The following is a 23,790-nucleotide window of genomic DNA, read 5'->3' on the forward strand; positions in this document are numbered from 1 at the left end:
ACGATCAGGCAATCACAGCTCGTGGCCGAGATCGGCCGCCAGCGCCGTCAGCAGGTCGTACGCCGCGTCCGGGATGACCGTGCCCGGGCCGAACACCGCCGCCGCGCCCGCCTCGTACAGCGCGTCGAAGTCCTGCGGGGGGATGACGCCGCCGACCACGATGGTGATGTCCTCGCGCCCCGCCTCCGCCAGCTCGGCGCGCAGTGCGGGCACCAGGGTGAGGTGACCGGCGGCCAGCGACGAGACACCCACGATGTGCACGTCCGCCTCGACAGCCTGGCGGGCGACCTCGGCCGGGGTCTGGAACAGCGGGCCGACGTCGACCGTGAAGCCGAGGTCCGCGAAGGCGGTGGCGATGACCTTCTGGCCGCGGTCGTGGCCGTCCTGGCCCATCTTGGCGACCAGGATGCGCGGACGGCGGCCCTCGGCCTGCTCGAACCGCTCGACCAGGTCGCGGGTGCGCTGGAGGGGAGCCGACGGGCCCGCTTCGTCTCGGTACACACCGGAGATGGTACGGATCTGGCCGGAGTGGCGGCCGTACACCTTCTCCAGGGCGTCCGAGATCTCGCCGACGGTGGCCTTGGCCCGGGCCGCGTTGACGGCCAGGTGCAGCAGGTTGCCGTCCAGCGAGCCGCCGCGCTGCGGACCGGCCTCGGCGGCCGCCGTCAGCGCGCGCAGCGCGTCCTGGGTCACGGCCTCGTCGCGCTCCTCGCGGAGGCGCCGGAGCTTCTCGATCTGCCGGGCGCGCACCGCGGAGTTGTCGACCTTGAGGACGTCGATCTGCTCGTCGCTCTCCACCCGGTACTTGTTGACGCCGATCACCGGCTGGCGGCCGGAGTCGATCCGCGCCTGGGTGCGGGCGGCGGCCTCCTCGACGCGCATCTTCGGGATGCCCGCGTCGATCGCCTTGGCCATGCCGCCGGCCGCCTCGACCTCCTGGATGTGCTGCCAGGCCCGGGATGCGAGGTCGTGCGTCAGCTTCTCGACGTACGCCGAGCCGCCCCACGGGTCGATCACCCGGCAGGTGCCGGACTCCTGCTGCAGCAGCAGCTGGGTGTTGCGGGCGATGCGGGCGGAGAAGTCGGTGGGCAGCGCCAGCGCCTCGTCGAGGGCGTTGGTGTGCAGCGACTGGGTGTGGCCCTGGGTGGCGGCCATCGCCTCGACGCAGGTCCGGGTGACGTTGTTGAACACGTCCTGGGCGGTGAGCGACCAGCCCGAGGTCTGCGAATGGGTGCGCAGCGAAAGGGACTTGGTGTTCTTCGGGTCGAACTGCCTGACCAGCTTGGCCCACAGCAGCCGGGCCGCGCGCAGCTTGGCGACCTCCATGAAGAAGTTCATGCCGATCGCCCAGAAGAACGACAGCCGCGGCGCGAAGGCGTCCACGTCCAGCCCCACGTCCAGGCCCGCGCGCAGGTACTCCACCCCGTCGGCCAGGGTGTAGGCCAGCTCCAGGTCGGCCGTGGCCCCGGCCTCCTGGATGTGGTAGCCGGAGATGGAGATCGAGTTGTACCGGGGCATCTTCTGCGAGGTGTACGCGAAGATGTCCGAGATGATCCGCATCGACGGCTGCGGCGGGTAGATGTACGTGTTGCGGACCATGAACTCCTTGAGGATGTCGTTCTGGATGGTCCCCGCGAGCTTCTCGGGCGGTACGCCCTGCTCCTCGGCCGCGACGATGTACAGCGCCAGGACGGGCAGCACCGCGCCGTTCATGGTCATCGACACCGACATCCTGTCCAGCGGGATGCCGTCGAACAGCTGGCGCATGTCGTAGATCGAGTCGATGGCGACGCCCGCCATGCCGACGTCGCCGGTGACGCGCGGGTGGTCGCTGTCGTAGCCGCGGTGGGTCGGCAGGTCGAAGGCGACCGAGAGGCCCTTCTGGCCGGCCGCCAGGTTGCGACGGTAGAAGGCGTTGGACTCCTCGGCGGTGGAGAAGCCCGCGTACTGGCGGACGGTCCACGGCTGGTTGACGTACATGGTGGGGTACGGCCCGCGCAGGTACGGGGCGATGCCGGGGTACGTCTCCAGGAAGTCGAGTCCGGCCAGGTCGGCCGCGGTGTACAGCGGCTTGACGCCGATGCCCTCGGGGGTTTCCCAGACCTGCTCGTCGGCGTCCTTGCCGGTGGACCGGCGCCAGGCGGCCTGCCACTGGGCCTCGGAAACCCCGGCGGCATCGCCGTCCAGCCCGATTCCGGTGAAGTCGGGGATCATCGCGCCACTCCAATGAGGTCCAGCAGGGAGGTCAGGACGGCGATCGCGTCCCCGCCCGCGTAGATGAACTCGTCCACTCCGGCGGGCAGTTCGCCGAGCCGCCCGGCCAGCAGCACCCGCTGGGCGCCGGCCGCCTTCAGGGCCTCGGCCACGGACGAGGCGTGCTCGCCGTACAGGGCGTCGCTGGAGCACAGGCAGGCGACGGTAGCGCCGGAGTCGGCGAAGGCCGAGGCGAACGCGGCCGGGTCGAGGCCCTCGGCGGAGACGGTCGCGATGCCGCCGGCCTGGAACAGGTTGGCCGCGAAGGTGGTGCGCGCGGTGTGCGCGGCGGCGGTGCCGACCGAGGCCAGGAACAGCTTCGGACGGGCACCGGTCTCCGCCAGGAAGGCGTCCGAGCGGTCCCGCAGCGCCTCGTAGGCCTCGGCGCGGCGCACCCGGGGCAGGCCGCCGCTCGGCGACGCCGGGGCCGGCTCGCGGACCAGCGGCTGCTCGTCCAGGTGGGGGAACTCGCTGACGCCGGTGACCGGTTCGCGCCGCTTGGCGAGCTTCCCGGACCGCTCCGCCCAGGTCGCGGCGATCCGCTCGCCGACCAGGCCGGACCGGAGGGCGGCCTGCTGGCCGCCGGCCCGCTCGATCTCCTGGAACCAGGCCCAGGCGGCCTGCGCCAGCTCCTCGCCCAGCTGCTCGACGTACCAGGAGCCGCCGGCCGGGTCGATCACCCGGGCCAGGTGGGACTCCTCCAGCAGGATCGACTGGGTGTTGCGGGCGATCCGGCGGGCGAAGGCGTCGGGCAGGCCGAGCGCGCTGTCGAAGGGCAGCACGGTGACGGCGTCGGCGCCGCCGACCCCGGCGGCCAGGCAGGCCACCGTGGTGCGGAGCATGTTCACCCACGGGTCGCGGGCGGTCATCATCACCCGGGAGGTGACGGCGTGCTGGCGCTGGGCCGAGGCCTCGGCGGAGGCACCGGACACCTCGGCGACCCGGGCCCACAGACGGCGTGCGGCGCGGAACTTGGCGATGGTCAGGAACTGGTCGGCGTCCGCGGCGAGGCGGAACTCCAGCTGGCCGAGCGCGACGTCCACGGACAGCCCGGCGGCGGTCAACGCGCGCAGGTAGGCGACGCCGGTGGCGAGCGCGCAGCCCAGTTCCTGGGCGGGCGAGGCGCCGGCCTCGTGGTAGGGCAGGGCGTCCACCGTGAGCGCCCTGACGTTCGGGTAGTCGGCGGCGCAGTGGGCGGCCAGCGCGGTGGCCCCGGCGAGCAGTGCGTCGGTGCGGTCAGCGTCGCCGGTGCGGGCCTGGAGGCCGAGCGGGTCGGCGCCGAGGTTGCCGGCGGCGGAGCCGGGGGAGACCTCGCGCTCCTCGTACAGCCTGAACAACTGCTCGGCGGCGTCGGCGAATTCGGCCCCGGCGTCGAGCGCGACGGCGGCCAGGTCCAGGTACACGCCGCTGAGCGCCTCGGGCAGGTCGGCGATCGGAAGGCCCGTGCCGCCCAGCTCCAGCCAGAGCGAGCCGACGCCGTTCTCCAGGTCGGCGAGCACCGCCTCGTTGGTGCGCCGCCGGTCCGGGTCGGCGTGTCGCTGGCGTACGTCCCACCCGGAGACGGCGGAGCCCTGGGGGCGGCCGCCGCGCACGAACGGCGGGAAGCCGGGGTAGCCGGGCTCGGCCGAGGTGTTCTCGGCGGTGTACAGCGGACGGGCGCGAAGCCCGTCCGGGAGCGCGGTGGTGAGCGCCTGCTCGGCGGCGGCGCCGTCCTCGGGCTGGGCACCGGACTTGCGCAGCACGCCCTCGACGAGCTGCTGCCACTGCTCACGGTGCGCGGCCGGGAACTCGGCGGCGAGGGGGAGCCTTTCGGGCGGGACCTTCATGTGCGCAGGTTAGCGCCCGTTTGCATGCTCGCAGGAGGGGCGGCGCGTGTGAGCTTGTTCTCGCTTTGGCGAACCTTTTGCACTCGCTCCGCCGTGGAGTGTCAAGAGGGGCGACGCGCGGGATGCCGGGCGAGGGTCAAAGGGGGTTGCCGGGAGGGGGATTGCGGGACCCGGCCACTCATCTATTAAGTTACTTCGAAGAAGGCGGGCGGGGACGGCATCCCCGTACGGCCCCGCCCGTCCTTCGCCGTCCCCCGACGCTGCCCGAAGACGTCCCCGACGCCGTCCGAAGACGCCCCCGGGCCACCCCGGACGTCCCCGACGCAGTCCGAAGCCCCTCGAAGGAGCCCACCGCGATGGGAAAGCGCCGCAAGCCCAGCCCCCCGAGCCGGGCCCGCATGGCGGTCCTCACCACGGCGATGGCCGGCGGCGCGGTGCTCGCCGCCGGTACCGCCCACGCCGAGCCGACCCCGACCCTCGCCTCCGTCAAGGAGCAGGTGGACAAGCTCAACGAGGAGGCCGAGCAGTCCGTCGAGCAGTACAACGGCTTCCAGGACAAGCAGCAGAAGCTGCAGGGCGAGGCCAACAAGATCCAGGAGAAGGTCGCACGCGGCCAGGATGCGATGAACGAGCTGCGCACCCGGCTCGGCGCGGTCGCCGCCGACCAGTACCGCAACAACGGCATCGACCCGTCCGTCCAGCTGATGCTCGACTCCGACCCGGCCGCCTACCTGGAGCGCGCCGCGGTGCAGAACCAGGTCACCGACGGCCAGGCGGCCCTGCTCAGGCAGGCCCAGGACGAGCAGCGCAAGCTCGACCAGGACCGCGCCGAGGCCACCGCCACGCTCGCCCAGCTCGACTCGGTCGGCGCCGAACTGGTGGCCAAGAAGCGGGAGATCCAGACCAAGCTGTCCCAGGCGCAGGCCGTGCTCAACAAGCTGGGCGCCGAGGACCGCGCCAAGGTCAACGCCCAGCAGGCCGCCGACAAGGCCAAGGCCGAGGCCCAGCAGGCCGCCGCCGCCGACCGCGCCTCCCGCTCCTCGGCCCGCCAGGACCTGAACACCCCGGCCCCGCCCGCCAGCGGCCGCGCCGCCGCCATCATCGCGTTCGCCCAGGCCCAGCTCGGCAAGCCGTACGGCTGGAGCAAGAGCGGCCCGGACAGCTTCGACTGCTCCGGCCTCACCAGCCAGGCGTACAAGGCGGCCGGCGTCAGGATCTCCCGGATGTCGCAGGACCAGTGGAACGACGGCCCGCGCATCTCCCGCGACGCCCTCCAGCCCGGCGACCTGGTCTTCTTCTACAACGACATCCACCACGTCGGCATCTACATCGGCGACGGCAAGATGATCCACGCCCCGCGCACCGGCAAGAACGTCGAGGTCCTCCCGATCTCCGCGATGCCCTACATGGGTGCCGTCCGGCCGTAGCCGTCGCCGCGGGGTGACCGCCCGTCAGCGGACGCCCTCAGCCACCCGGTACGGGACGGGCATGCGCATCTCGGCCTCGCCCAATGGGTCTGCCCCGTACGGTTGAACGGCCCTCAAGGCCCTTCAACCGTACGGGGCATCGGCTCGGCCTCCCCGCACAGCCCAGGGTTGTCACGGAGAGAGCGCCATGGCCGACACACCCGCCCCGGAGCATCGAAAGCCCGGCGTCGGCCGGGCGGTTCACGGATGCGGCGCGCAGGCCAGCAGGTACGGCAGCGCGGGCAGCGTCAACAGCCCGAGCCACCAGACCGGTCGGCGCCGCCGGCCGCTGCCGGGCCGGGCCAGCCGGCGGACCCGGGCGAGCACCCCGGTGGAGGCGACCGCGAGCGTGCCGCCCGGAGTGCCCCCGGAGGTGGCCAGCGCGCAGAGCGCCGAGGCCAGTTCGCCCCGGGACACCTTCGCCAGCGCCGCGTCGTCCGCCGCCATCTCCAGCAGCAGTGCCACCTCCGAACGTCCCAGCCGGGCCAGCGGCAGCGGCCCGAACAGCAGGGCGAAGGTGTCGGCGGGCAACCGGAAGAGGTGGTGGCGGCCGCGAATGTGCCCGTGCTCGTGGGCGACGGCCGCGGCCAGCTGCCGTTCGTCCAGCAGCCGCAGCGCCCCGCGCGACAGCACGACCCGGGAGCGGCGCCCGGGCAGGCAGTAGACGGTCGGGTGGGCGTGCTCCAGTACCAGCGCGCCCCAGCGCCGGTCCCGTACGGCGACCACGTCCAGCACCGCCCGGTGCCGCCGCCGGGCCCGTCCGGCCCGGACGCCGACGGCGGCCACCAGCGCGGCGAGCACCGCCCCGGCGGCGGCCAGCAGCCACCAGTCGTGGGTGTGGGGCAGCACCGGCCCGGTCGTTTCGAGGTGGGGGAGCAGGCCGATCGGCCCGAGCAGCCCGAGCAGGCCGGCCGGCTCGTGTGCGGCGGGCTCGACGGCGTGGTGCCCGGCGAGCACCAGGGCGACGGTGAAGGAGGCCATCAGCGCCAGCCACAGGGCCGCGCCGAGGGCCGGGCGGGCCTGGAGCCGGGCCGAGCCGGCCAGCAGGCGGGGCAGCAGCACGCCGGTCACGGCCAGGTGGAGGCCGAGCAGGGCGAGCGTCACCCGACGTCCCGGGCCTTCACCTGTTCGAGGGCGGCGAGCAGCGCGGACGCCTCGTCCCCGCTGATCCGGTCGACGAAGTGCAGCAGCGCGCCGGCCCGGTCCGGGCTGGTCTCCAGCGCCTGGTGCATCAGCTGGGCGGTGTACGCCTCCCGGGTGCAGGTCGGCTCGTACACCCAGGCGCGGCCGACCTTGTCCCGGCGCAGCCAGCCCTTGGTGTGCAGGATGTCGGCGACGGTGGTGACGGTGGTGTAGGCGACCGCCCGCTGCTGCTGGAGGTCGTCGACCACCTCGCGCACCGTGGCCGGACGGCCCCAGGACCACAGCCGGTCCATGATCTCGGCTTCGAGATCGCCGAAACCCCGTAGCACCGCCCTCGTCTCCCTCGCCGAACCGTTCGCCGGCGCCCTTCGCCCGCTGGAACGCGGCCCATGCTACGGCGCGCGCCGGGCGCCCGCTCCCGGGTGACGGGAACGGGCGCCCACGGCGCCCGGAGGGTGCCCGATCGGTGCTCAGCGCGTGCCGGACGTGCTCAAGCGGTGATCAGGACGACCGGTCAGCACTACCGATCAGGACAGCCGCCGCCCCAGTGCCACCCGGGAGCGGGTGAACAGGGCCGCGAGCAGCCCCGCCACCACCGGCAGCACCAGCACGACCAGCAGTAGCTCTCCCCAGGGCGCGGTGATCAGCGCCGGCTGCGAACCGGCCCCACTGGCCCGGGACTTCAGCAGCCCCACCGCCGGGACGAACCCGTTGGCCGCCCCGAGCACCGCCCCGAGCAGGGCGATCAGCGCGCACTGCAGGCCGGCCATGGTCCGGCGGATCCGCGGCGGAGCGCCGACGGCGGCCAGGGTGGCCTGGTCCTGCCGGGAGTCGGCGGCCGCGAGCCCGGTGGCGATCCCGGCCGCACCGAGCACGACCAGTGCGGCGAAGCCGGTGAGGGCGAGGGTGATCGCGTCGCTCTTGGGCTGGTAGCCGCGCTCGACGGTCAGCTCGGCGTAGTGGTCCAGCCGGACGGCGGCGGCCGCGGCCCGCTGCTGCGCCTTGCGGTCGGGCGGGGTGGTCGGGCGCCACACCGCGCCCTGGGGTGCCGAGGCGAGGCCGAGCCCGGTCAGCGCGGTGGTCGGCATGAGCCCCTGGGCGAAGCGGGCGGCGGCCGGGTCGTCGACCAGCACCGCGTCGACCGGGACTTCCTGGAGGTCGGTCCTGGGGATCTGCCCGGGCTGCAGCGGCGCACCGCCGCCGCCGCGCAGCAGCAGCACGGCCTTGCCGTCGGCACCGATCAGCGAGCGGTCGAAGACCAGCAACTTCCCGGCCGCCAGGGCCTTTTCGGCCGCGGCGTCGCGGACGTCGAACAGGTTGTGCAGCACGGCGACGTCCCCGGTGGCGACGTGCGGCAGGTCGGCGAGCCTGCGCACGTCGGCCGGGCCCTTGAGCACGACGGTGCTGGAGCAGTTGTCGCAGAACCGGTAGACCAGCTGGCCGACGTCGGCCAGCCCGCCGAGCCCGGTCAGCTGCTTCTCCACCTCGGCCGGCAGCTGGGCGGCCTTCGGCCCGTCGTTGTGGCTGATCAGCTGGACGGCGCCGTACGGGGCCTGCGGCCGGTAGTCGCGCCGGTTCTCGGCGTCGGTGCTGGTGCTGTACACCCCGATGGCGACGGCCCCGGCCACCGCCGCCATCACCGCGGCGACGGCCGGGGCGGTGCGCGAGCGGTTGCGGGCGGAGTCCCGCAGCGCCAGTCGGGGGCCGAGCGGCAGCCGTCCGGCCAACCGGCCGAACAGCGCGACCAGCAGCGGGGTGCAGGCGAGCAGGCCGAGTTCGGCGGTGACCGAGCCGCCGAGCACGGTGAGCGTACGGGTGTCGTAGGTGCTCACCACGGGCAGTCCGCGCCGCACCGCGCCGGCGCCGTACACCGCGATCGCGCCGCCGCCGAGGATCAGTGCCACGCCGAGCACGGTGACCAGGCGGTTGGGCGCCCGGACGGTGTCCCGCCCGGTGAGCCCGGCGGTGACGCTGCGCCGGGCGGCCTGCCACGCCGGCAGCGCGGCCGCGAGCAGCGCGGTGAGCAGGCCGATCCCGGCGATCGCCAGCAGGTCCGGCACCGGCAGCGCGAAGTGGCCGAAGCGCGCGCCGCCGACCTCCTCGATCACCGGCCGCAGCGCTGCGACCAGCCCGGTGCCGAGGGTCACTCCGAGCGCCGCGCCGGCCAGGCCGAGCACCAGGCCGCCGCCGAGCACGACCGCGCCGATGTGTGTGCGCCGGCCGCCGGCCGCGCCCAGCAGGGCGAGCCGGCGGCGGGAGCGCCGGGCGCCGACCGCGAAGGCCGGCCCGGCGAGCAGGGCGACCTCGAGCAGCGCCATCCCGGTCACGGTGGCGACCACGACCCTGGTGCTGTTGCCGGCGGCGGGATCGCGGTAGGTGGCGGAGTCCCTGAAGTAGGGGACGGCCCCGTACGGCGGCGGGTCGAGCGCGACCGAACGCGCGGTGAGGGTGTAGCCGTGGGCGTTGAACAGCTGGACCTTCGCCCAGTCGAGGGCGGCCCCGCCCGGCAGGTGCACCAGCCAGGACGGGTGTGCGCTCTGCGCCCGCTCGGCGGCGGGGCGTCCGGGCTCCGCGGCGGCGGCCAGCTGGTCGAGCAACTCGCCGGGCCTGGCGACGAGTTCGACCCGGCCGAGCTCGCCCGGGTGCTCCACGACGCCGGTGAGGGTGTACGGGGTCCCCTCCAGCCCCTGGACCGTGGTGGTGCTTCCGAGCGAGAGCCCGGCGTGGTCCAGGAAGGCCTGGGTGGCGGCCAGTTCGTGCGGTGTGGTCGGGGCGCGGCCCTTGACCAGGTCCAGCCGGCCGCGCCAGACCGGGTCGCCGAGGTCGGCCTCGGTGGTGAGGGTGCGGACCAGCCCCTCGGGCGAGCTCGCGCCGGTCTCCGGGCCGGTCCGGGCGGGGGTGAGCGTGCTGCCGGGCGGCAGCAGCGAGGTGACCAGGGCGGCCGGATCGGCGCCCGCGGCCTTCAGCTGCTCGGGCGTCGGCTGCCGGCCCGGGCGGGGCTGGACGGCGAAGGCGCCGTCCTCGGCGACCGGGGCCTGTTCGACGCTCTGGCCCGGGCTGAGCGCGGTGACCAGCGCGTCCGCGCCGCCCACCACCCGCTCGACCCGTTCGGCCGGGGTCAGTTGACCGCTGCGGTGGACCACGTCGGCGCCGGTGACCCCGAGGACGGGCAGTGCCACCATGGCCAGGATGAGGGCGCTGCGTCCCTTGGCCCGCAGCGCGTCGCGCCGGGCGAGCCGCAGTGCGACCTTCCACGCTCCGAACCTCACCGGACCACCTCGTCCAGAGAGTTGGGCCGGTGGACGGCGGCCCGGCAGCCGCCGGAGCGGCGTCCGACGCTCTCCGAGGCGACCGCTCCGTCCCGCAGGTGAACCACCCGGTCCGCCCAACTGGCGTGCGAGGCCTCGTGGGTGACCATCATGGCGGCGGCGCCGGCGTCGCAGCGGGCGCGCAGGACGGCGAGCACGGCGTCGCCGGTGGCGGAGTCGAGGGCGCCGGTCGGTTCGTCGGCGAGGACGAGCCGGCGCTCGCCGATCAGGGCGCGGGCGATGGCGACGCGCTGCTGCTGACCGCCGGACATGTCGTCGGGGAAGCGGTCGGCGAGTTCGCCGATGCCGAGTTCCTCCAGGGCGGCGAGGGCCTCCCGGCGGGCGGTGCGGCCGGAGACGCCGTCGAGTTCGCGGGGCAGGGCGATGTTCTCGGCGGCGGTGAGCGCCGGGATCAGGTTGTAGTCCTGGAAGACGTACCCGACGGAGCGCCGCCGCAGGTCGGCGAGGCGGCCCCGGCTGAGTCCGCGGAGGGCCACGCCCTCGACCAGCACCTGGCCGTCGCTGGGCAGGTCCAGCCCGCCGGCCAGGGTCAGCAGGGTCGACTTCCCGGAGCCGGACGGCCCCATCACGGCGACGAACTCGCCCGCGTGAACGGTCAGGTCGACTCCGCGCAGGGCGTGCACCTCTGCGGCGCCGTGCCCGTGCACCCGGGAGACCCCGGACAGCTGCAGGACGGGTGCGGGCCGGCTCGGATCGATGTGGGACACAGTTCCCCCTCGTGAGCTGTTCAGCTGCATATGTCGGTGAACTATATATGTCGCGAGCGGATGCGCAAGCCGGCCCGGGTTTGGTCAAGCTTCTACAAAGCTGTCGAAGATCAGCCGAAAAGGTGACACCGCGTGGCCGTGGCGGGTCTATGCTTTTGGAGGTTTGAAAAGGCACCTCGTTCGGTGAGGCGTCTTCACGGACACAGGCCACTGACCCGACGACGTCGAGAGACGCCCAGGTTCAGGACAGGTCTTCCCGAGTTAAGGGTTGACCCCAAGTGGCTTCCGGCCGATCCGGCTGGACACGCCGTGGAGTGCCAAAGCTCTGACGAGTTGGGGTGTACCGGTCCATCGTCGGCCGGTGTGCTCCTTGCCGTGTCGCGACGCGGCGCACAGTCGGTGCGCCCCCGACCGGGAGGAGGGGAGAGAAATGGACTGCAATAGTCCGGGCCACAGTAGCCCCTGCCCCCGCATGCTCTCGAACACCTCCGGCACGCGGTAACAACCTTCCCTGCGCGTTCACCCGGCGCTTCGTCCCGCGCTCAACCATGCCCGGACGTAAGCCGCCTGACGCTTCGTCATGCCCGCACGGCCGCCGCCGCTCAGCGTCGCCGTACGGAGCGGACGTCGTGCGCCCGCAGGGAGGATCGCTGCTGCGTGCCCCCTGTCGCCCTCTCTAGGAAGAGGGCAGGGAGGCCCCGCCATGACCAACGTGATGCTGGACCCGAAGGTTCCCACGGTCCCCACCGCTCCCACCGCTGCCCGGGCCGCCGTGCTCGACGACGCCCACGTCGGCGACATCAAGGGCGCGCTCGGCACCATCCGGCTCGACGACACCACCCCCCGCAGCGGACTCTCCGCCCGGCTCAAGACCCTGCTGGCGATCGTCGGCCCCGGCCTGATCGTGATGGTCGGCGACAACGACGCCGGCGCCTTCTCCACCTACGGCCAGGCCGGGCAGAACTACGGCACCCAGCTGCTGTGGACCCTGCTGATGCTGGTCCCGGTGCTGTACGTCAACCAGGAGATGGTGTTGCGCCTGGGCGCCGTCACCGGCGTCGGCCACGCCCGCCTCATCCTGGAGCGGTTCGGGAAGTTCTGGGGCGCGTTCAGCGTCATCGACCTCTTCCTGCTCAACGCCCTCACCCTGGTCACCGAGTTCATCGGCGTCACCATGGCGGCCGGGTACCTGGGCCTGCCGAAGGCCGTCTCGGTGGTGCTGGCGGCGGCGATCATCATCGCCTCGGCCTTCACCGGCTCCTTCCAGCGCTTCGAGCGCGTGGCCATCACGCTGTGCGTGGGCTCGCTGCTGCTGGTGCCGATCTACTTCATGGTCCACCCCAGGACCTCGCAGATGGCCCACGACTTCGTGACGCCGACCATGCCGGGCGGCGCCGGCCGGCTGGCCGCCGTGATGCTGGTCATCATCTCGATCGTCGGCACCACCGTCGCCCCCTGGCAGCTGTTCTTCCAGCAGTCGTACGTCATCGACAAGCGGATCACCCCGCGTTTCATGAAGTACGAGAAGGTCGACCTGTGGATCGGGATCGTCGTGGTCATCGTCGGCGCGGCGGCGCTGATCGGCCTCACGGCGGCGGCCTTCGCGGGCACCGACGGCTTCGGGCAGTTCTCCGACACCGCCGCCGTGGCCAAGGGCATCGAGGACAAGGCGGGCCACCTCGCGGGCGTGCTGTTCGCCATCGCCCTGCTGGACGCCTCGATCATCGGCGCCTTCGCCGTCTCCCTCTCGACCGCCTACGCGATAGGCGACGTGTTCGGCATCAAGCACTCGCTGCACCGGGGCGTCAAGGGTGCCAAGGGCTTCTACGCGGTGTACGCGGGCCTGGTGGTGGTCGCGGCGGCGATCACCCTGCTGTCCGACGACTACACCCAGGGCCTGATCACCCAGTTCGTCCAGGTGCTGGCCGGAGTGCTGCTGCCCTCCGCCACCGTGTTCCTGCTGCTGCTCTGCAACGACCGGGCCGTGCTCGGCCCCTGGGTCAACGGGCCGAGGACCAACGCCTTCACCTCGACGGTGGTCGGCGTGCTGGTGATGCTCTCGCTGATCCTGACCGCCTCGGTGGTCTGGCCGGACATCAGCTCCGACGCGATCCTGTGGATCATGGGCGGCTGCGGTGTCGTGGGCGTCCTGGTCGCCGGGTACTTCTTCACGGCCGGCCGCACCGCCGCCAAGGAGGACCCGATCGACCGCACCGGCCGCGAGGACTGGCGGATGCCCCCGCTGGAGACGCTGAGCCGTCCGGTGATGTCCACCGCCCGCAAGGTCGGCATGGGCGCCCTGCGCGCCTACCTGCTGATCGCGATGATCATGGTCATCATCAAGATCGTGCAGACCGCGCTGAACCACTGAGCCACCGGTCACGGTTCCCACGGACGGGTGGTGAGCGGCGGCTCGCCACCCGTCCGTTCCCTTTCCGCGGTCCCCGCGACCTCCGCGAGTCCTTCGCGGCCCACCTGGAGGAGGTGCCGTCGTGCACACCCTGACCACCGTCGAGTTCCTGGTCCGGCTCGCCACCGGCGTCGCCTGCGGCGCGCTGATCGGCGTCGAACGCCAGTGGCGCGCCCGGATGGCCGGCCTGCGCACCAACGCCCTGGTCGCCGCCGGCGCCACCCTGTTCGTCCTGTACAGCGAGGCCGTCGGCGACACCGGCAGCCCCACCCGGGTCGCCTCCTACGTCGTCTCCGGCATCGGCTTCCTCGGCGGTGGCGTCATCCTGCGCGACGGCGCCGGCGTGCGCGGCCTCAACACCGCCGCGACCCTGTGGTGCTCGGCCGCCGTCGGGGTGCTGGCCGCCTCCGGCAAGCTGGACCTCGCCGTCCTCGGCACCCTCGCCGTGCTGGCCGTCCACCTGGTGCTGCGCCCCGCCGGGCGGCTGCTCGACCGGGCCCCGCAGGCCGGCAGTGACCCGGACTCCACCTCCCGGGCCACCGTCCACCTGGAGTGCGACCGCAAGTCCGAGACCCACATCCGCGCCCTGCTGCTCCAGGCCCTGGCCGCCTCCGGCCTCGCCCCCACCGGCCTGCGCGCCCGCCGCACCGACCAGGGTGACGCCACCAGCCTGCGGGCCACCGTGGCGATCAACGGCCAGGTCGCCCCGGCCCTCGAACAGGTCGTCACCCGGCTGTCCCTGGAGCCCGGCGTACGGGACCTCCACTGGCACCTGGACGACGAGTCGGACGAGCCGGGCAACCCGGCGCTGGCGTAGGGCCCGCCTTCGAACTCGCGTCCGCGGGGCGGACGACAGGAGTTCGGAGACGGGCCCCAGGGCCTGTCGGTGTAGAACGGAAGGACCGTCACACGAACCTTCCGGGAGGCCCGATGCTGAAAGTCGACCCCGAGCACGGGCCGCTGGTGCCGATGCTGCTGGTGCTGACCGTGATCACCGGGGTGGTGGACGCGGTCAGCTACCTGGCGCTGGGGCACGTCTTCGTCGCCAACATGACCGGCAACGTGGTGTTCCTCGGCTTCGCCCTGGCCGGCGCCCCCGGACTGTCCGCCACCGCCTCGCTGGCCGCCCTGGCCGCGTTCCTGCTCGGCGCCCTGGCCGGCGGCCACCTCTCCCGGCACCTGCCCGGCCACCGGGGCCGCCTGCTGACCGTCGCCATCGCCGTCCAGGCGGTCTTCGTCGCCGTGAGCGTCCTCCTGGCGGCCGCGGTCGGCCACAGTTCCGAGTCGGCCCGCTACACCCTGATCGGGCTGCTGGCCCTCGCCATGGGCGGGCAGAACGCGGTGGCCCGCTCGCTCAAGGTCCCGGACCTGCCCACCACCGTGCTCACCATGACCCTCACCGCCCTCGCCGCGGACCTCACCGGCTCCCGCCGCCTGGCCTCGGCGGTCTGGATGTTCGCCGGCGCCCTCCTCGGCGCCCTGCTCGTCCTCCACGCCTCCGTCCCCGTCGCGTTGGCCCTGGCCTTCGCCCTGCTGGTCGCCGTCGCCGCCCTCACCCACCACGCGGCCAGGCCGAACCCGGCGCCGGCCTGGACGCGACGGCGCTGAGGTTCAGTCCTCCAGGCGGTTGCCCGCACGGCCGCTCCAGAGCGGTTCCAGGCGGGCCCAGCCGGCGGTCCACTCCGCCTCGGCGCGGTGGTCGAGCACGTTCAGGCGCAGGCGCAGGGCGAAGGCGAGGAAGGCGAACAGGGTGAGGAGGGCGCCGGTGCCGGTACAGGCGGCGGAGACGGCGAGGGCGCCGCGGTCGACCGGGGGAGTGCTGGCGTTCCCGGCGGGGTCGACCCAGATGGGGACGACGGTTCCGGTGGTTGCCGCACGCGGGGCCTGGACGATGCCGGTGTGCCGGGTGGCTCCGGGGTAGGTCCAGGAGGCCTCGGCGTCGACCCGGCTGCCGTAGCCGCCGGAGAAGCGACTGCCGGTGGTGACGCCGTGTTCGGTTGCCGCCGTCACCACGGCGTCGACCCGGTGCAGCCGGGCCCGGTCGGCGTCCGCCTGCGGCGCGGTGGAGCGGTAGAACAGCAGCGCTCCGCCGACGGCGAGGGCGGTGGCGAGGAAGCCGCCGAGGACGGTGAGCAGCCAGGCGCGGGCGCGGGCCCGGTCGAGGGGGCGGGCCAACGGTTCGTGCCGGGCACCGAAGGCCCGCCGCAGCCCTCGGCCGGTTCGCCGCGGGAGCGACGCGGGCCTGGCCGGGCGGGATGTGCTGGACACGCTGAGGTCTCCTCAAGGACGCGGGCGCGTACGGGGTTTCGTCACCCAATTTCCACCCGAGCGCCCCCCTCGCACAAGAGTGGTGCGCGTTCGTAGCACCTCGGGCCCTGATCACCCGGGACGTTCGGCCCTCGGCAGCCGCCCCCAGGGCGGGCAGGCTGGGGTCCGGTCGCGCCCCCGTGCCTGGGCGCGGCGTCGGCCCGGTCGGACCGTGGGGGTTCCGGCCGGTGGTGCGGAGCAGGGGGCGGTCGTGCGGCCGCCTCCTGCCCTCCGCTTGCAGCGAGTTGACGTTTCGCCAGGTCGGCTCCGTACCCTTCGCAGATATACACTCGGTGTATATCCCTGGTGTATGGTCCTCCCCATGAGTGTTCCTTTGACCCTCCTCGGGCTGCTGGAGCGGGAGCCGAGTCACGGCTACGACCTCAAGCGCGACTACGACTCCCTCTTCGGCCGGGGCAAGCCCCTCCCGTACGGCCAGGTGTACGCGACCCTCGGCCGGCTGGCCCGCGACGGCAAGGTGATGGCCGGTGAGGCCGAACCCGGCGACGGGCCCGAGCGCAAGCGCTACGTCATCACCGAGACGGGGGCGACCGAGTTCGAGACCTGGCTCCGGGACCCGGTCGCGCCCGAACCCAACCTGCAGTCCGTGCTGTTCACCAAGGTGGTGCTGGCCCTCATGCTCGGCCGCGACGCCGAGCAGTACCTGGACACCCAGCGCGCCGCCCACCTGCGCCGGATGCGCGAACTCACCGAACTGCGCCGCGGCGGACCGCTGGTGGACGCCCTGCTCGCCGACCACGGCCTGTTCCACCTGGAGGCCGACCTGCGCTGGATCGACCTCACGGTCGCCCGGCTCGACGCGCTCGCCGCGGAGGTGCGCGCATGACCCCGGTGATCGAGGCCCGCGACCTCGCCCTCGCCTTCGGCGAGACGCCCGCTCTGCGCGGGGCCAGCCTGTCCGTCGGAGCCGGCGAGGTGCTCGCCATCATGGGCCCCAGCGGCTCCGGCAAGTCGACGTTACTGCACTGCCTGGCGGGCATCCTGGTGCCCGACGCGGGCGAGGTGCTGTTCAACGGGCAGCGCCTGGACAGCATGAGCGAGGCGCGACGCAGCGCCCTGCGCCGGGACCAGTTCGGCTTCGTCTTCCAGTTCGGCCAGCTGGTTCCGGAGTTGACGGCCGAGGAGAACGTCGCCCTGCCGCTGCTGCTGAACGGCGTGCGCCGGGGCGCCGCGCTGGCCCAGGCCCGCCCCTGGTTCGCCCGGCTCGGTCTGGACGGCATGGAGAACCGCCGCTCCGGTGAGCTGTCCGGCGGTCAGGCCCAACGCGTCGCGCTCGCCCGCGGCCTGGTGGCCCGTCCGCAGGTGCTGTTCGCCGACGAGCCGACCGGCGCGCTGGACTCGCTGACCGGCGAGCAGGTGATGGAGCTGATGGTCGCCGCGGCCAGGGAGCAGGGCACCACCGTCATCCTGGTCACCCACGAGCCGAGGGTCGCCGCCTACGCCGACCGCGAGGCGATCGTCCGCGACGGCCAGGCCCGTACGCTCTCCGCCGGACCGGTGGCCCCGTGATCCCCTTCGCGCTCAGGCTCGCCTTCAGCGGCGGCCGGGAGGCCGTGGCCCGGCTACTGATGATCGCGGCGGCGGTCGCGATCGGGGTCGGGCTGCTGCTGTCCACCTTCTCCAGCATGAACGCGATCGACCGCGCCAACGAGCGGCAGGTCTGGATGAACACGGGCGTCCAGGGCGCGACGGCGGCCACCTCGGCGGACCCGCTCTGGTGGGGCGCCCGGGTGGACTACTACCGGGGTAAGACCGTCTTCCGGGCCGATCTCGCCCCGACCGGGCCCAACTCGCCGGTGGTGCCCGGCCTGGGCCGACTGCCCGCGCCCGGCGAGTACTACGCCTCGCCCGCGCTGGAGAAGCTGATGCGCGACACCCCGGCCGTGGAGCTCGGGGACCGCTTCCCCGGGCGGCTCGCCGGGACCCTCGGCGACGACGGGCTGCCCTCCCCGGACAGCCTGGCCGTGGTCGTCGGCCGGACCGTGGAGGAGGTCGGGGCGCTGCCGCGGGCCACCACCGTCACCGGCGTCGCCACCGCGCTGCCCACCGACTGCGAGTCCGCCTGCTACGGCGCGGGCGTGCACGGGGACCGGATGGTCCTGGTGCTCACCGTGGTGGCCGCCGCGCTGATCTTCCCGGTGCTGATCTTCATCGGTACCGCGACCCGGCTGTCCGCAGCCACCCGGGAGCAGCGCTACGCCGCGATGCGCCTGGTCGGCGCGACGCCGGGACAGGTGTCGGTGATGTCGGCCGTCGAGTCCACCGTGGCCGCGGTGATCGGCACGGCCGTCGGCTTCGGTCTGTACTTCGCGCTGAAACCGGTGGTGGCCGAGGTGCCGTTCACCGGCGACCGCTTCTTCGCCTCCGACCTGAGCCTGACCCTGCCGCAGGTCGCGGTGACGGTGCTGGGCGTGCCTGCGGCGGCGGCCCTCGCGGCCCGGTTCGCCCTGCGCCGGGTCACCATCTCGCCGCTCGGGGTCTCCCGCCGGGTCACCCCGAAGCCGCCGAGCCCCTGGCGGCTGATCCCGCTGGTGGCCGGCCTCGCCGAGCTCGGCTACTTCGTCGGCAGCAAGCCGGCGACCACCAACGGGCAGTCCGCGGCGTACCTGACCGGCTTCGTGCTGGTGATGCTCGGCCTGATGACCGCCGGTCCGTGGCTCACCATGGCGACCGCCCAGGCGGTGGCCCGGCGGACCGGCCGGCCGGCCTCACTGATCGCGACGCGCCGCCTCTCGGACGACCCGAGGGCAGGCTTCCGCTCGGTCTCCGGCCTGGTGCTGGCGCTGTTCGTGACCACCGGAACCCTGGCCATCATGGGCACCATCAACGCCAACCAGAGCACGCTGAACGGCGCCCCCGAGGTGCGCAAGGCGATCGTGGACGTCCCGTTCGGCAACAAGGAGGACGCGGTCACGCTGCCCTCCGTGCCCGACCGGGTGCTGGCCCGGGCCCGGGCCGTTCCCGGGTTCCAGGGGATCGCCCTGATCCACGACAACCCGGCCCGGATCGGCGCGTTCCAGCAGGGCGAGCGGCGGATGGTGCCCAGCCTGGTCGACTGCGCGGAACTCGCGCGGATCCCCGTGATCGGCCACTGTGCGCCCGGAGCCGCCGTCGCGGCGGTCGACCCCTACCAGCTGGTCGACCTGACGGACAGCAGCGGGCACGAGTGGCCGGCCGCGGCGATCTCCGGGGCCGAGGTGGCCGAGCTCCCGGTGCGGATGCTCTACGCGACCACCGACGGCTCCGAGGCGGCCAAGGAACAGCTGCGGACCCTGTTCATGAAGGACTTTCCCACCTACGAGCCCCGCTTGGCCGAGGACTGGGCCTCCGAGGGGCAGAAGAAGCTCCAGAGCTGGCGGCAGCTGGCGAACGTGGTGCTGCTGACCACCCTGCCGATCGCCGGGTGCAGCCTCGCGGTGAGCGTGGTGGCCGGACTGTCCGACCGCAGGCGCCCGTTCGCGATGCTGCGACTGACCGGCGCGCCACTGCAACTGCTGCGCAGGGTGGTCGGACTGGAGAGCGCGCTGCCACTGCTGGCGGTGTCGGCGCTCGCGATCGGGACGGGCTTCGCTGCGGCGGCGATGTTCCTCAAAGCCCAGATGAGCTACGACCTGGTGTCGCCCGGCCTGACGTACTTCGGGCTGGTCGGCTTCGGGCTGGCCGCATCGCTGGCGATCATCGCCTCCACGCTGCCGCTTCTCGGGCGGATCACCGGGCCGGAGTCGGCCCGCAACGGCTGAACTCCGCACCGGAGTTGGTGACGCGGTGACCTCGCCGCCCGCGGATCAGCGGGCGACGGGGTAGCCGTGCGTCCCCTCCCGCCGCACGCCGTCGAGCCCGGGCAGCCAGCTGCCGAGGACCAGCGCGGACGGGTAGAACATCGGCTCCGGCAGGGCGTCCACCGGGAAGCGCTCCCAGCCGGCGCAGGCGTGCGGCTCGGTGACCACCGCCTCGGCCAGGCTGGGCGGCGCCAGTACGGCGGCGGTCAGCCGTGGCCGGCCGAGCTCGTGGTCCAGGTGCACGGCGAGCACCCGCATCGCCTCGGCGGGCAGCACGATGCCGGTCTCCTCGGCGAGTTCACGGGCCGCGGTCCGCTCGAAGGACTCGCCCGGGTCGACCTTGCCGCCGGGCAGGCTCCAGGTCGGCGGCTCGCCGGTCGTGGTGCGCCGGCCGACCAGCACCCGGCCGTCCCCGGTGGGCACGATGATCCCGGCGCCGAGCACCGGTGCGGTCGTCACTTCGCCGTCATCTCCTTCGGGCGGTCACCAGTTGCCGCGCTCGTAGTCCTTGAGGAAGCAGCCGTACAGGTCCTCGCCGGCCTCGCCGCGCACGATCGGGTCGTACACCCGGGCCGCGCCGTCGACCAGGTCCAGCGGGGCGTGGAAGCCCTCGTCGGCCAGCCGCATCTTGTCCGGGTGCGGCCGCTCGTCGGTGATCCAGCCGGTGTCGACGGCGGTCATCAGGATGCCGTCGGTCTCGAACATCTCCTGCGCGCTGGTGCGGGTCAGCATGTTGAGCGCGGCCTTGGCCATGTTGGTGTGGGGGTGGCCGGCGCCCTTGTAGCCGCGCTGGAACACGCCCTCCATCGCGGAGACGTTGACCACGTACTTGCGGCGCGACGCGGACGCCGCCATCGCCGGGCGCAGTCGGCTGATCAGGATGAACGGCGCGGTGGAGTTGCAGAGTTGGACCTCCAGCAGCTCGACCGGGCCGACCTCGCTCACGGTCTGCACCCAGCTGTTGGTGGGCGCGAGGTCGGGCACCAGGCCGCCGGCGTCGATCGCGGTGCCGGCCTCGATCCGGGCCGGGGTGGCGGAGCCGGTGACGAGGGCGAGCGAGGTGACGTCCTCGGCGGCCAGCCGCTGCTCGCCGCCGCTCGCCTGGCGGGGGAGGGCGGGCAGGTCGACGGTTCCGCTGTTGAAGCGGCCGATCGTGGTGGCCTGCGGCAGCTCGCCGGCCGGCAGCGGGGCCGACTCGGCGTTGACCAGCTCGCGGTAGGACTCCGGCGGGCGGCGCACGGTCTGCGCGGCGTTGTTGATCAGGATGTCCAGCGGGCCGTCCGCGGCGACCTCGTCCGCCAGGGCCATCACCTGCGCCGGGTCGCGCAGGTCGATGCCGACGATCTTGAGGCGGTGGATCCACTCGGCGCTGTCCGGCATCGCCTTGAACCGGCGGATCGCGTCGTTGGGGAACCGGGTGGTGATGGTGGTGTGGGCGCCGTCGCGCAGCAGCATCAGCGCGATGTACATCCCGATCTTCGCCCGGCCGCCGGTCAGCAGCGCGCGCTTGCCGGTGAGGTCGGCCCGGGCGTCCCGGCGGGAGCGGTTCAGGACAGCGCACTTCTGGCACAGGTTGTGGTAGAAGGCGTCGACCTCGACGTAGCGGGTCTTGCAGGTGTAGCAGGAGCGCGGCCGCTCCAGGATGCCGGCGATCTCGGTGGTGGTGACGGTGGTCAGGCCGAAGGCGCCGGCCGTCTCGTCGTCGATCCGGGTCGGGGCGCCGGTGGCGGTGCGGGCGGTGACCTCGCGGTCGTTCGCCGTCTTGCGGGCCCGGGTCTCCTGGCGGCGGCGCTGCTTGAGCGTCCGGAATATGCCGCCGACCGCCTTGCGGACGGTGATCGCGTCCGGGTGGTCGACGTGCAGCTCGTCGAGGTCCGCGAGCACCTCCAGGCAGAGCCGCAGCCGCTCGGGGTCGAGGCCGGGACCGTAGTCGATCTCCTCCTCGTTCTGACCCTGTTCGATGTCCGTCTGCTCGATGCTCACGCCCGCTGCCGCTTCCCAGTCGCCTCGCCGTTACCGCGTGAATGCTACGGGAGCGGCCCGGTCCGGGGCGAAAGGCCGACGTGGGCGAGGGCGGGCCAGGGCGTTTGGAGGTTCGTCCATGTCTACACGCGAAGCATTGATCATGGTTTGTGCACACCCCCAGCAATGCTCCTCGAACTGGCTTTTGAGCCGGTGCTCACGGAGAATCGAATGCTGGGTGCAGGGCGCCCGAGTGCGCCCCGGCGGCCCTGCCGCACCCGCACCCGAGGTGTAATTTCTCCCAGCCAGAGAGCCCATTCATGCGTTTCCTGAACGACCTCAAGCCCTCGTACGACTTGACGTACGACGACGTCTTCATGGTCCCCAGCCGTTCCGCCGTGGGCTCCCGGCAGGGTGTCGACCTCTCCTCGAACGACGGCACCGGCACCACCATCCCGCTGGTCGTCGCCAACATGACCGCCATAGCCGGCCGCCGGATGGCCGAGACCGTCGCCCGCCGCGGCGGCCTGGTCGCCATCCCGCAGGACATCCCGACCGAGGTCATCGCCGACGTCATCTCCTGGGTCAAGCGGCGCCACCTGGTGGTCGACACCGCGATCACCCTGACCCCCGGCGCCACCGTCGCCGAGGCGCTCTCGCTGCTGCACAAGCGCGCCCACGGGGCCCTCGTGGTGGTCGAGGACGACAAGCCGGTCGGCGTGGTCTCCGAGTCCGACTGCCAGGGCGTCGACCGCTTCACCGGCCTCGCCGACATCATGTCCCGCGACCTGCTGGTGCTGGACGAGGACATCGACCCGCGCGCGGCCTTCGACAAGCTCACCGAGGCCCACCGCAAGCTCGCCCCGGTCGTCGACCGCGAGGGCAAGCTGGTCGGCCTCCTCACCCGCAAGGGCGCGCTGCGCGCGACCCTGTACACCCCGGCCGTGGACGCGAACGGCAAGCTGCGGATCGCCGCCACCGTCGGCATCAACGGTGACGTCGCGGGCAAGGCCAAGGCGCTGATCGAGGCCGGCGCGGACGTGCTGGTCGTCGACACCGCGCACGGCCACCAGGAGAGCATGATCAGCGCGCTGCGCGCGGTGCGGGGCCTGGACCCGCAGATCCCGATCGTGGCCGGCAACGTGGTCTCCGCCGCCGGTGTCCGCGACCTCGTCGAGGCGGGCGCCGACATCCTCAAGGTCGGCGTCGGCCCGGGCGCCATGTGCACCACCCGGATGATGACCGGCGTCGGCCGCCCGCAGTTCTCCGCCGTCCTGGAGTGCGCCGCCGAGGCCCGCCGGCTCGGCAAGCACGTCTGGGCCGACGGCGGTGTGCGCCACCCGCGTGACGTCGCCATGGCGCTGGCCGCCGGCGCCTCCAACGTGATGATCGGTTCCTGGTTCGCCGGGACCTACGAGTCCCCGGGCGACCTGCAGACCACCGCCGACGGCCGCCAGTACAAGGAGAGCTTCGGCATGGCCTCGGCCCGTGCCGTGAGCAACCGCACCGCCCAGGACTCCTCGTACGACCGGGCCCGCAAGGCGCTGTTCGAGGAGGGCATCTCGCACTCCCGGATGTTCCTCGACCCGGCCCGCCCGGGCGTGGAGGACCTGATCGACTCGATCGTGGCCGGTGTGCGCAGCTCCTGCACCTACGCGGGCGCCAGCAGCCTCGAGGAGTTCCACGAGAAGGCGATCGTGGGCATCCAGAGCGCGGCCGGCTACGCCGAGGGCAAGCCGCTGCACTCCAGCTGGGCCTGATCGCCCGCGCCCGTCCCGGCGGCCGCCCGGCACCCCGCTTCGGGGAGCCGGGCGGCCGCGGTCGTGCCGGGGGCGTCGTCGCTCCTGCCGTGCTGCTCGTTCTGCCCGGTTCTCCCGGCGCAGCGCTCGTACGGCACCAGCGGCAGCAGCAGGGCGTGGCCGAGCAGGCCGACCGAGCCGTCCAGCGCCGCGGTGAAAGCCCCGGTGGCGGCCGGGAGCCCGCGCAGCTCCCAGAGGGCCCGGACGGCGGACCAGGCCCCCTCCCGGGCGGCCTCGACCGACCAGGCCCCCAGCAGGTGGGTCAGCGGCTCGGCGCAGTCCAGCAACTCGGGCCCGGGCAGCAACTGCTCCCGGACGACCGACTCCACCTCGGCCAGCACCCCGTTGATCCGGTGGTAGTCCCGCTCGACGTCGGCGGGCTCACAGCCCCGCCGGCGGCAGAGGTCCACCACCGCCAGCGGCAGGTCGTGCTGGATGTGGGCGTTCATCCCGGCCAGCGCGAACTGCAGCGGATGTACGCCCGGGTGGGCGCGCAGCGCGAACAGCGGCCGCCAGCAGGCGGGCGGCTGCTGCCCGGCCCCGTCGGCGGCCACGGCCAGCAGGTACCGCCCGGCGAACACCGCGTCCAGCTCGGCCATCGCCGGCGGGTCGGCGAAGTACCCGTCCGCGAGCCGGTCACGGACCGCTTCGGTGACGGTGAGGTAGAGCCGGTTGAAGACCGCCACCCCGTCGGCGAGGGGCAGGGCCGCCGCGATCTCCCGCAGCCGGTCGACCACCTCCTCGATCGTCACCGGTGTCCGTGCCGTGGCTGTACGGGTTGTCACCGC

18 protein-coding genes and 1 riboswitch are annotated in these 23,790 nt (G+C 73.3%); of the genes, 8 read left to right on the forward strand and 10 right to left on the reverse strand.

From position 1 onward, the window contains the following. Nucleotides 1-12: 12 nt before the first annotated feature. A complete protein-coding gene (gene scpA / locus BOQ63_RS35375) occupies nucleotides 13-2,214 on the reverse strand; it encodes a methylmalonyl-CoA mutase (protein WP_030279876.1) in 2,202 nt (733 codons plus the stop codon). Continuing rightward, a complete protein-coding gene (locus BOQ63_RS35380; protein WP_072655618.1) occupies nucleotides 2,211-4,079 on the reverse strand; it encodes a methylmalonyl-CoA mutase subunit beta in 1,869 nt (622 codons plus the stop codon). The genes scpA and BOQ63_RS35380 overlap by 4 nt, the downstream gene beginning before the upstream one ends. A 356-nt stretch (nucleotides 4,080-4,435) precedes the next feature. Between BOQ63_RS35380 and BOQ63_RS35385 the strand changes: the two genes are divergently transcribed. Then, nucleotides 4,436-5,506: a C40 family peptidase gene (locus tag BOQ63_RS35385; protein WP_030279872.1), complete on the forward strand. Its 1,071-nt coding sequence runs from the start codon at nucleotides 4,436-4,438 to the stop codon at nucleotides 5,504-5,506. 240 nt (nucleotides 5,507-5,746) lie between these two features. Here the strand turns inward: BOQ63_RS35385 and BOQ63_RS35390 are convergent, their stop codons facing one another. From BOQ63_RS35390 to BOQ63_RS35405, 4 genes are all read right to left on the reverse strand, one after another. Continuing rightward, nucleotides 5,747-6,649: a M56 family metallopeptidase gene (locus tag BOQ63_RS35390; protein ID WP_030279870.1), complete on the reverse strand. Its 903-nt coding sequence runs from the start codon at nucleotides 6,647-6,649 to the stop codon at nucleotides 5,747-5,749. Then, entirely contained in the window at nucleotides 6,646-6,981 is a 336-nt protein-coding gene (locus BOQ63_RS35395) for a BlaI/MecI/CopY family transcriptional regulator (RefSeq protein WP_030279869.1), read from the reverse strand. Before BOQ63_RS35395 ends, BOQ63_RS35390 begins: the two co-directional genes overlap by 4 nt. 234 nt (nucleotides 6,982-7,215) lie before the next feature. Then, complete coding sequence (locus tag BOQ63_RS35400; RefSeq protein ID WP_150476233.1) at nucleotides 7,216-9,957, reverse strand: FtsX-like permease family protein; 2,742 nt, start codon at nucleotides 9,955-9,957, stop codon at nucleotides 7,216-7,218. After that, nucleotides 9,954-10,715 (reverse strand): ABC transporter ATP-binding protein, encoded by a 762-nt coding sequence (locus BOQ63_RS35405; RefSeq protein WP_370863334.1) that lies wholly within the window; start codon nucleotides 10,713-10,715, stop codon nucleotides 9,954-9,956. The genes BOQ63_RS35400 and BOQ63_RS35405 overlap by 4 nt, the downstream gene beginning before the upstream one ends. Before the next feature lie 177 nt (nucleotides 10,716-10,892). Continuing rightward, nucleotides 10,893-11,069, forward strand: a riboswitch (M-box (ykoK) riboswitch). Nucleotides 11,070-11,427: 358 nt separating this feature from the next. Here BOQ63_RS35405 and BOQ63_RS35410 point away from each other — a divergent pair. The 3 genes from BOQ63_RS35410 to BOQ63_RS35420 all read left to right on the forward strand — a co-directional run bounded on the left by BOQ63_RS35410 (nucleotide 11,428) and on the right by BOQ63_RS35420 (nucleotide 14,742). After that, entirely contained in the window at nucleotides 11,428-13,095 is a 1,668-nt protein-coding gene (locus BOQ63_RS35410; protein ID WP_030279866.1) for an NRAMP family divalent metal transporter, read from the forward strand. Nucleotides 13,096-13,216: 121 nt separating this feature from the next. Then, a complete protein-coding gene (locus BOQ63_RS35415; protein ID WP_030279865.1) occupies nucleotides 13,217-13,951 on the forward strand; it encodes an MgtC/SapB family protein in 735 nt (244 codons plus the stop codon). 113 nt (nucleotides 13,952-14,064) lie between these two features. Then, nucleotides 14,065-14,742 (forward strand): YoaK family protein, encoded by a 678-nt coding sequence (locus BOQ63_RS35420; protein WP_072655624.1) that lies wholly within the window; start codon nucleotides 14,065-14,067, stop codon nucleotides 14,740-14,742. Between the two features lie 3 nt (nucleotides 14,743-14,745). On the opposite strand, the gene BOQ63_RS35425 is transcribed toward BOQ63_RS35420, so the two are convergent. After that, entirely contained in the window at nucleotides 14,746-15,402 is a 657-nt protein-coding gene (locus BOQ63_RS35425; protein WP_141763883.1) for an Rv1733c family protein, read from the reverse strand. 361 nt (nucleotides 15,403-15,763) lie between these two features. Between BOQ63_RS35425 and BOQ63_RS35430 the strand changes: the two genes are divergently transcribed. Genes BOQ63_RS35430 through BOQ63_RS35440 form a run of 3 tightly spaced genes read left to right on the forward strand, consistent with a single transcriptional unit; the run spans nucleotide 15,764 to nucleotide 19,202 of the window. Then, a complete protein-coding gene (locus tag BOQ63_RS35430) occupies nucleotides 15,764-16,288 on the forward strand; it encodes a PadR family transcriptional regulator (RefSeq protein WP_030279862.1) in 525 nt (174 codons plus the stop codon). Continuing rightward, on the forward strand, nucleotides 16,285-16,971 hold the full coding sequence (locus tag BOQ63_RS35435) for an ABC transporter ATP-binding protein (RefSeq protein WP_030279861.1): 687 nt from the start codon (nucleotides 16,285-16,287) through the stop codon (nucleotides 16,969-16,971). The genes BOQ63_RS35430 and BOQ63_RS35435 overlap by 4 nt, the downstream gene beginning before the upstream one ends. After that, nucleotides 16,968-19,202, forward strand: coding sequence for an FtsX-like permease family protein (locus BOQ63_RS35440; RefSeq protein ID WP_072655625.1), 2,235 nt, complete (start codon nucleotides 16,968-16,970; stop codon nucleotides 19,200-19,202). Before BOQ63_RS35435 ends, BOQ63_RS35440 begins: the two co-directional genes overlap by 4 nt. A gap of 45 nt (nucleotides 19,203-19,247) precedes the next feature. On the opposite strand, the gene BOQ63_RS35445 is transcribed toward BOQ63_RS35440, so the two are convergent. Both BOQ63_RS35445 and BOQ63_RS35450 read right to left on the reverse strand, forming a co-directional pair. Beyond that, nucleotides 19,248-19,700, reverse strand: a complete 453-nt coding sequence (locus BOQ63_RS35445) for a nucleotide triphosphate diphosphatase NUDT15 (RefSeq protein WP_046385422.1) — start codon at nucleotides 19,698-19,700, stop codon at nucleotides 19,248-19,250. A gap of 24 nt (nucleotides 19,701-19,724) precedes the next feature. Next, nucleotides 19,725-21,218 (reverse strand): SDR family NAD(P)-dependent oxidoreductase, encoded by a 1,494-nt coding sequence (locus tag BOQ63_RS35450; RefSeq protein WP_094742915.1) that lies wholly within the window; start codon nucleotides 21,216-21,218, stop codon nucleotides 19,725-19,727. 305 nt (nucleotides 21,219-21,523) lie between these two features. Here BOQ63_RS35450 and BOQ63_RS35455 point away from each other — a divergent pair, with 305 nt between their 5' ends. Then, nucleotides 21,524-22,963, forward strand: coding sequence for a GuaB1 family IMP dehydrogenase-related protein (locus tag BOQ63_RS35455; RefSeq protein WP_030279857.1), 1,440 nt, complete (start codon nucleotides 21,524-21,526; stop codon nucleotides 22,961-22,963). On the opposite strand, the gene BOQ63_RS35460 is transcribed toward BOQ63_RS35455, so the two are convergent. Beyond that, entirely contained in the window at nucleotides 22,924-23,754 is an 831-nt protein-coding gene (locus BOQ63_RS35460; protein ID WP_063737998.1) for a DUF5995 family protein, read from the reverse strand. The two genes, BOQ63_RS35455 and BOQ63_RS35460, sit on opposite strands and share 40 nt — an antisense overlap. Between the last annotated feature and the right edge of the window lie 36 nt (nucleotides 23,755-23,790).

The sequence above is a fragment of the Streptomyces viridifaciens genome, from assembly GCF_001888885.2.
GTDB lineage: Bacteria > Actinomycetota > Actinomycetes > Streptomycetales > Streptomycetaceae > Kitasatospora > Kitasatospora aureofaciens.

Coding starts and splice junctions, on each gene's coding strand:
- BOQ63_RS35395 (WP_030279869.1), bottom strand. CDS start 6,981: ATGGACCGGCTGTGGTCCTGGGGCCGTCCGGCCACGGTGCGCGAGGTG.
- BOQ63_RS35420 (WP_072655624.1), top strand. CDS start 14,065: ATGCTGAAAGTCGACCCCGAGCACGGGCCGCTGGTGCCGATGCTGCTG.
- BOQ63_RS35385 (WP_030279872.1), top strand. CDS start 4,436: ATGGGAAAGCGCCGCAAGCCCAGCCCCCCGAGCCGGGCCCGCATGGCG.
- BOQ63_RS35430 (WP_030279862.1), top strand. CDS start 15,764: ATGAGTGTTCCTTTGACCCTCCTCGGGCTGCTGGAGCGGGAGCCGAGT.
- BOQ63_RS35455 (WP_030279857.1), top strand. CDS start 21,524: ATGCGTTTCCTGAACGACCTCAAGCCCTCGTACGACTTGACGTACGAC.
- BOQ63_RS35410 (WP_030279866.1), top strand. CDS start 11,428: ATGACCAACGTGATGCTGGACCCGAAGGTTCCCACGGTCCCCACCGCT.
- scpA (WP_030279876.1), bottom strand. CDS start 2,214: ATGATCCCCGACTTCACCGGAATCGGGCTGGACGGCGATGCCGCCGGG.
- BOQ63_RS35435 (WP_030279861.1), top strand. CDS start 16,285: ATGACCCCGGTGATCGAGGCCCGCGACCTCGCCCTCGCCTTCGGCGAG.
- BOQ63_RS35380 (WP_072655618.1), bottom strand. CDS start 4,079: ATGAAGGTCCCGCCCGAAAGGCTCCCCCTCGCCGCCGAGTTCCCGGCC.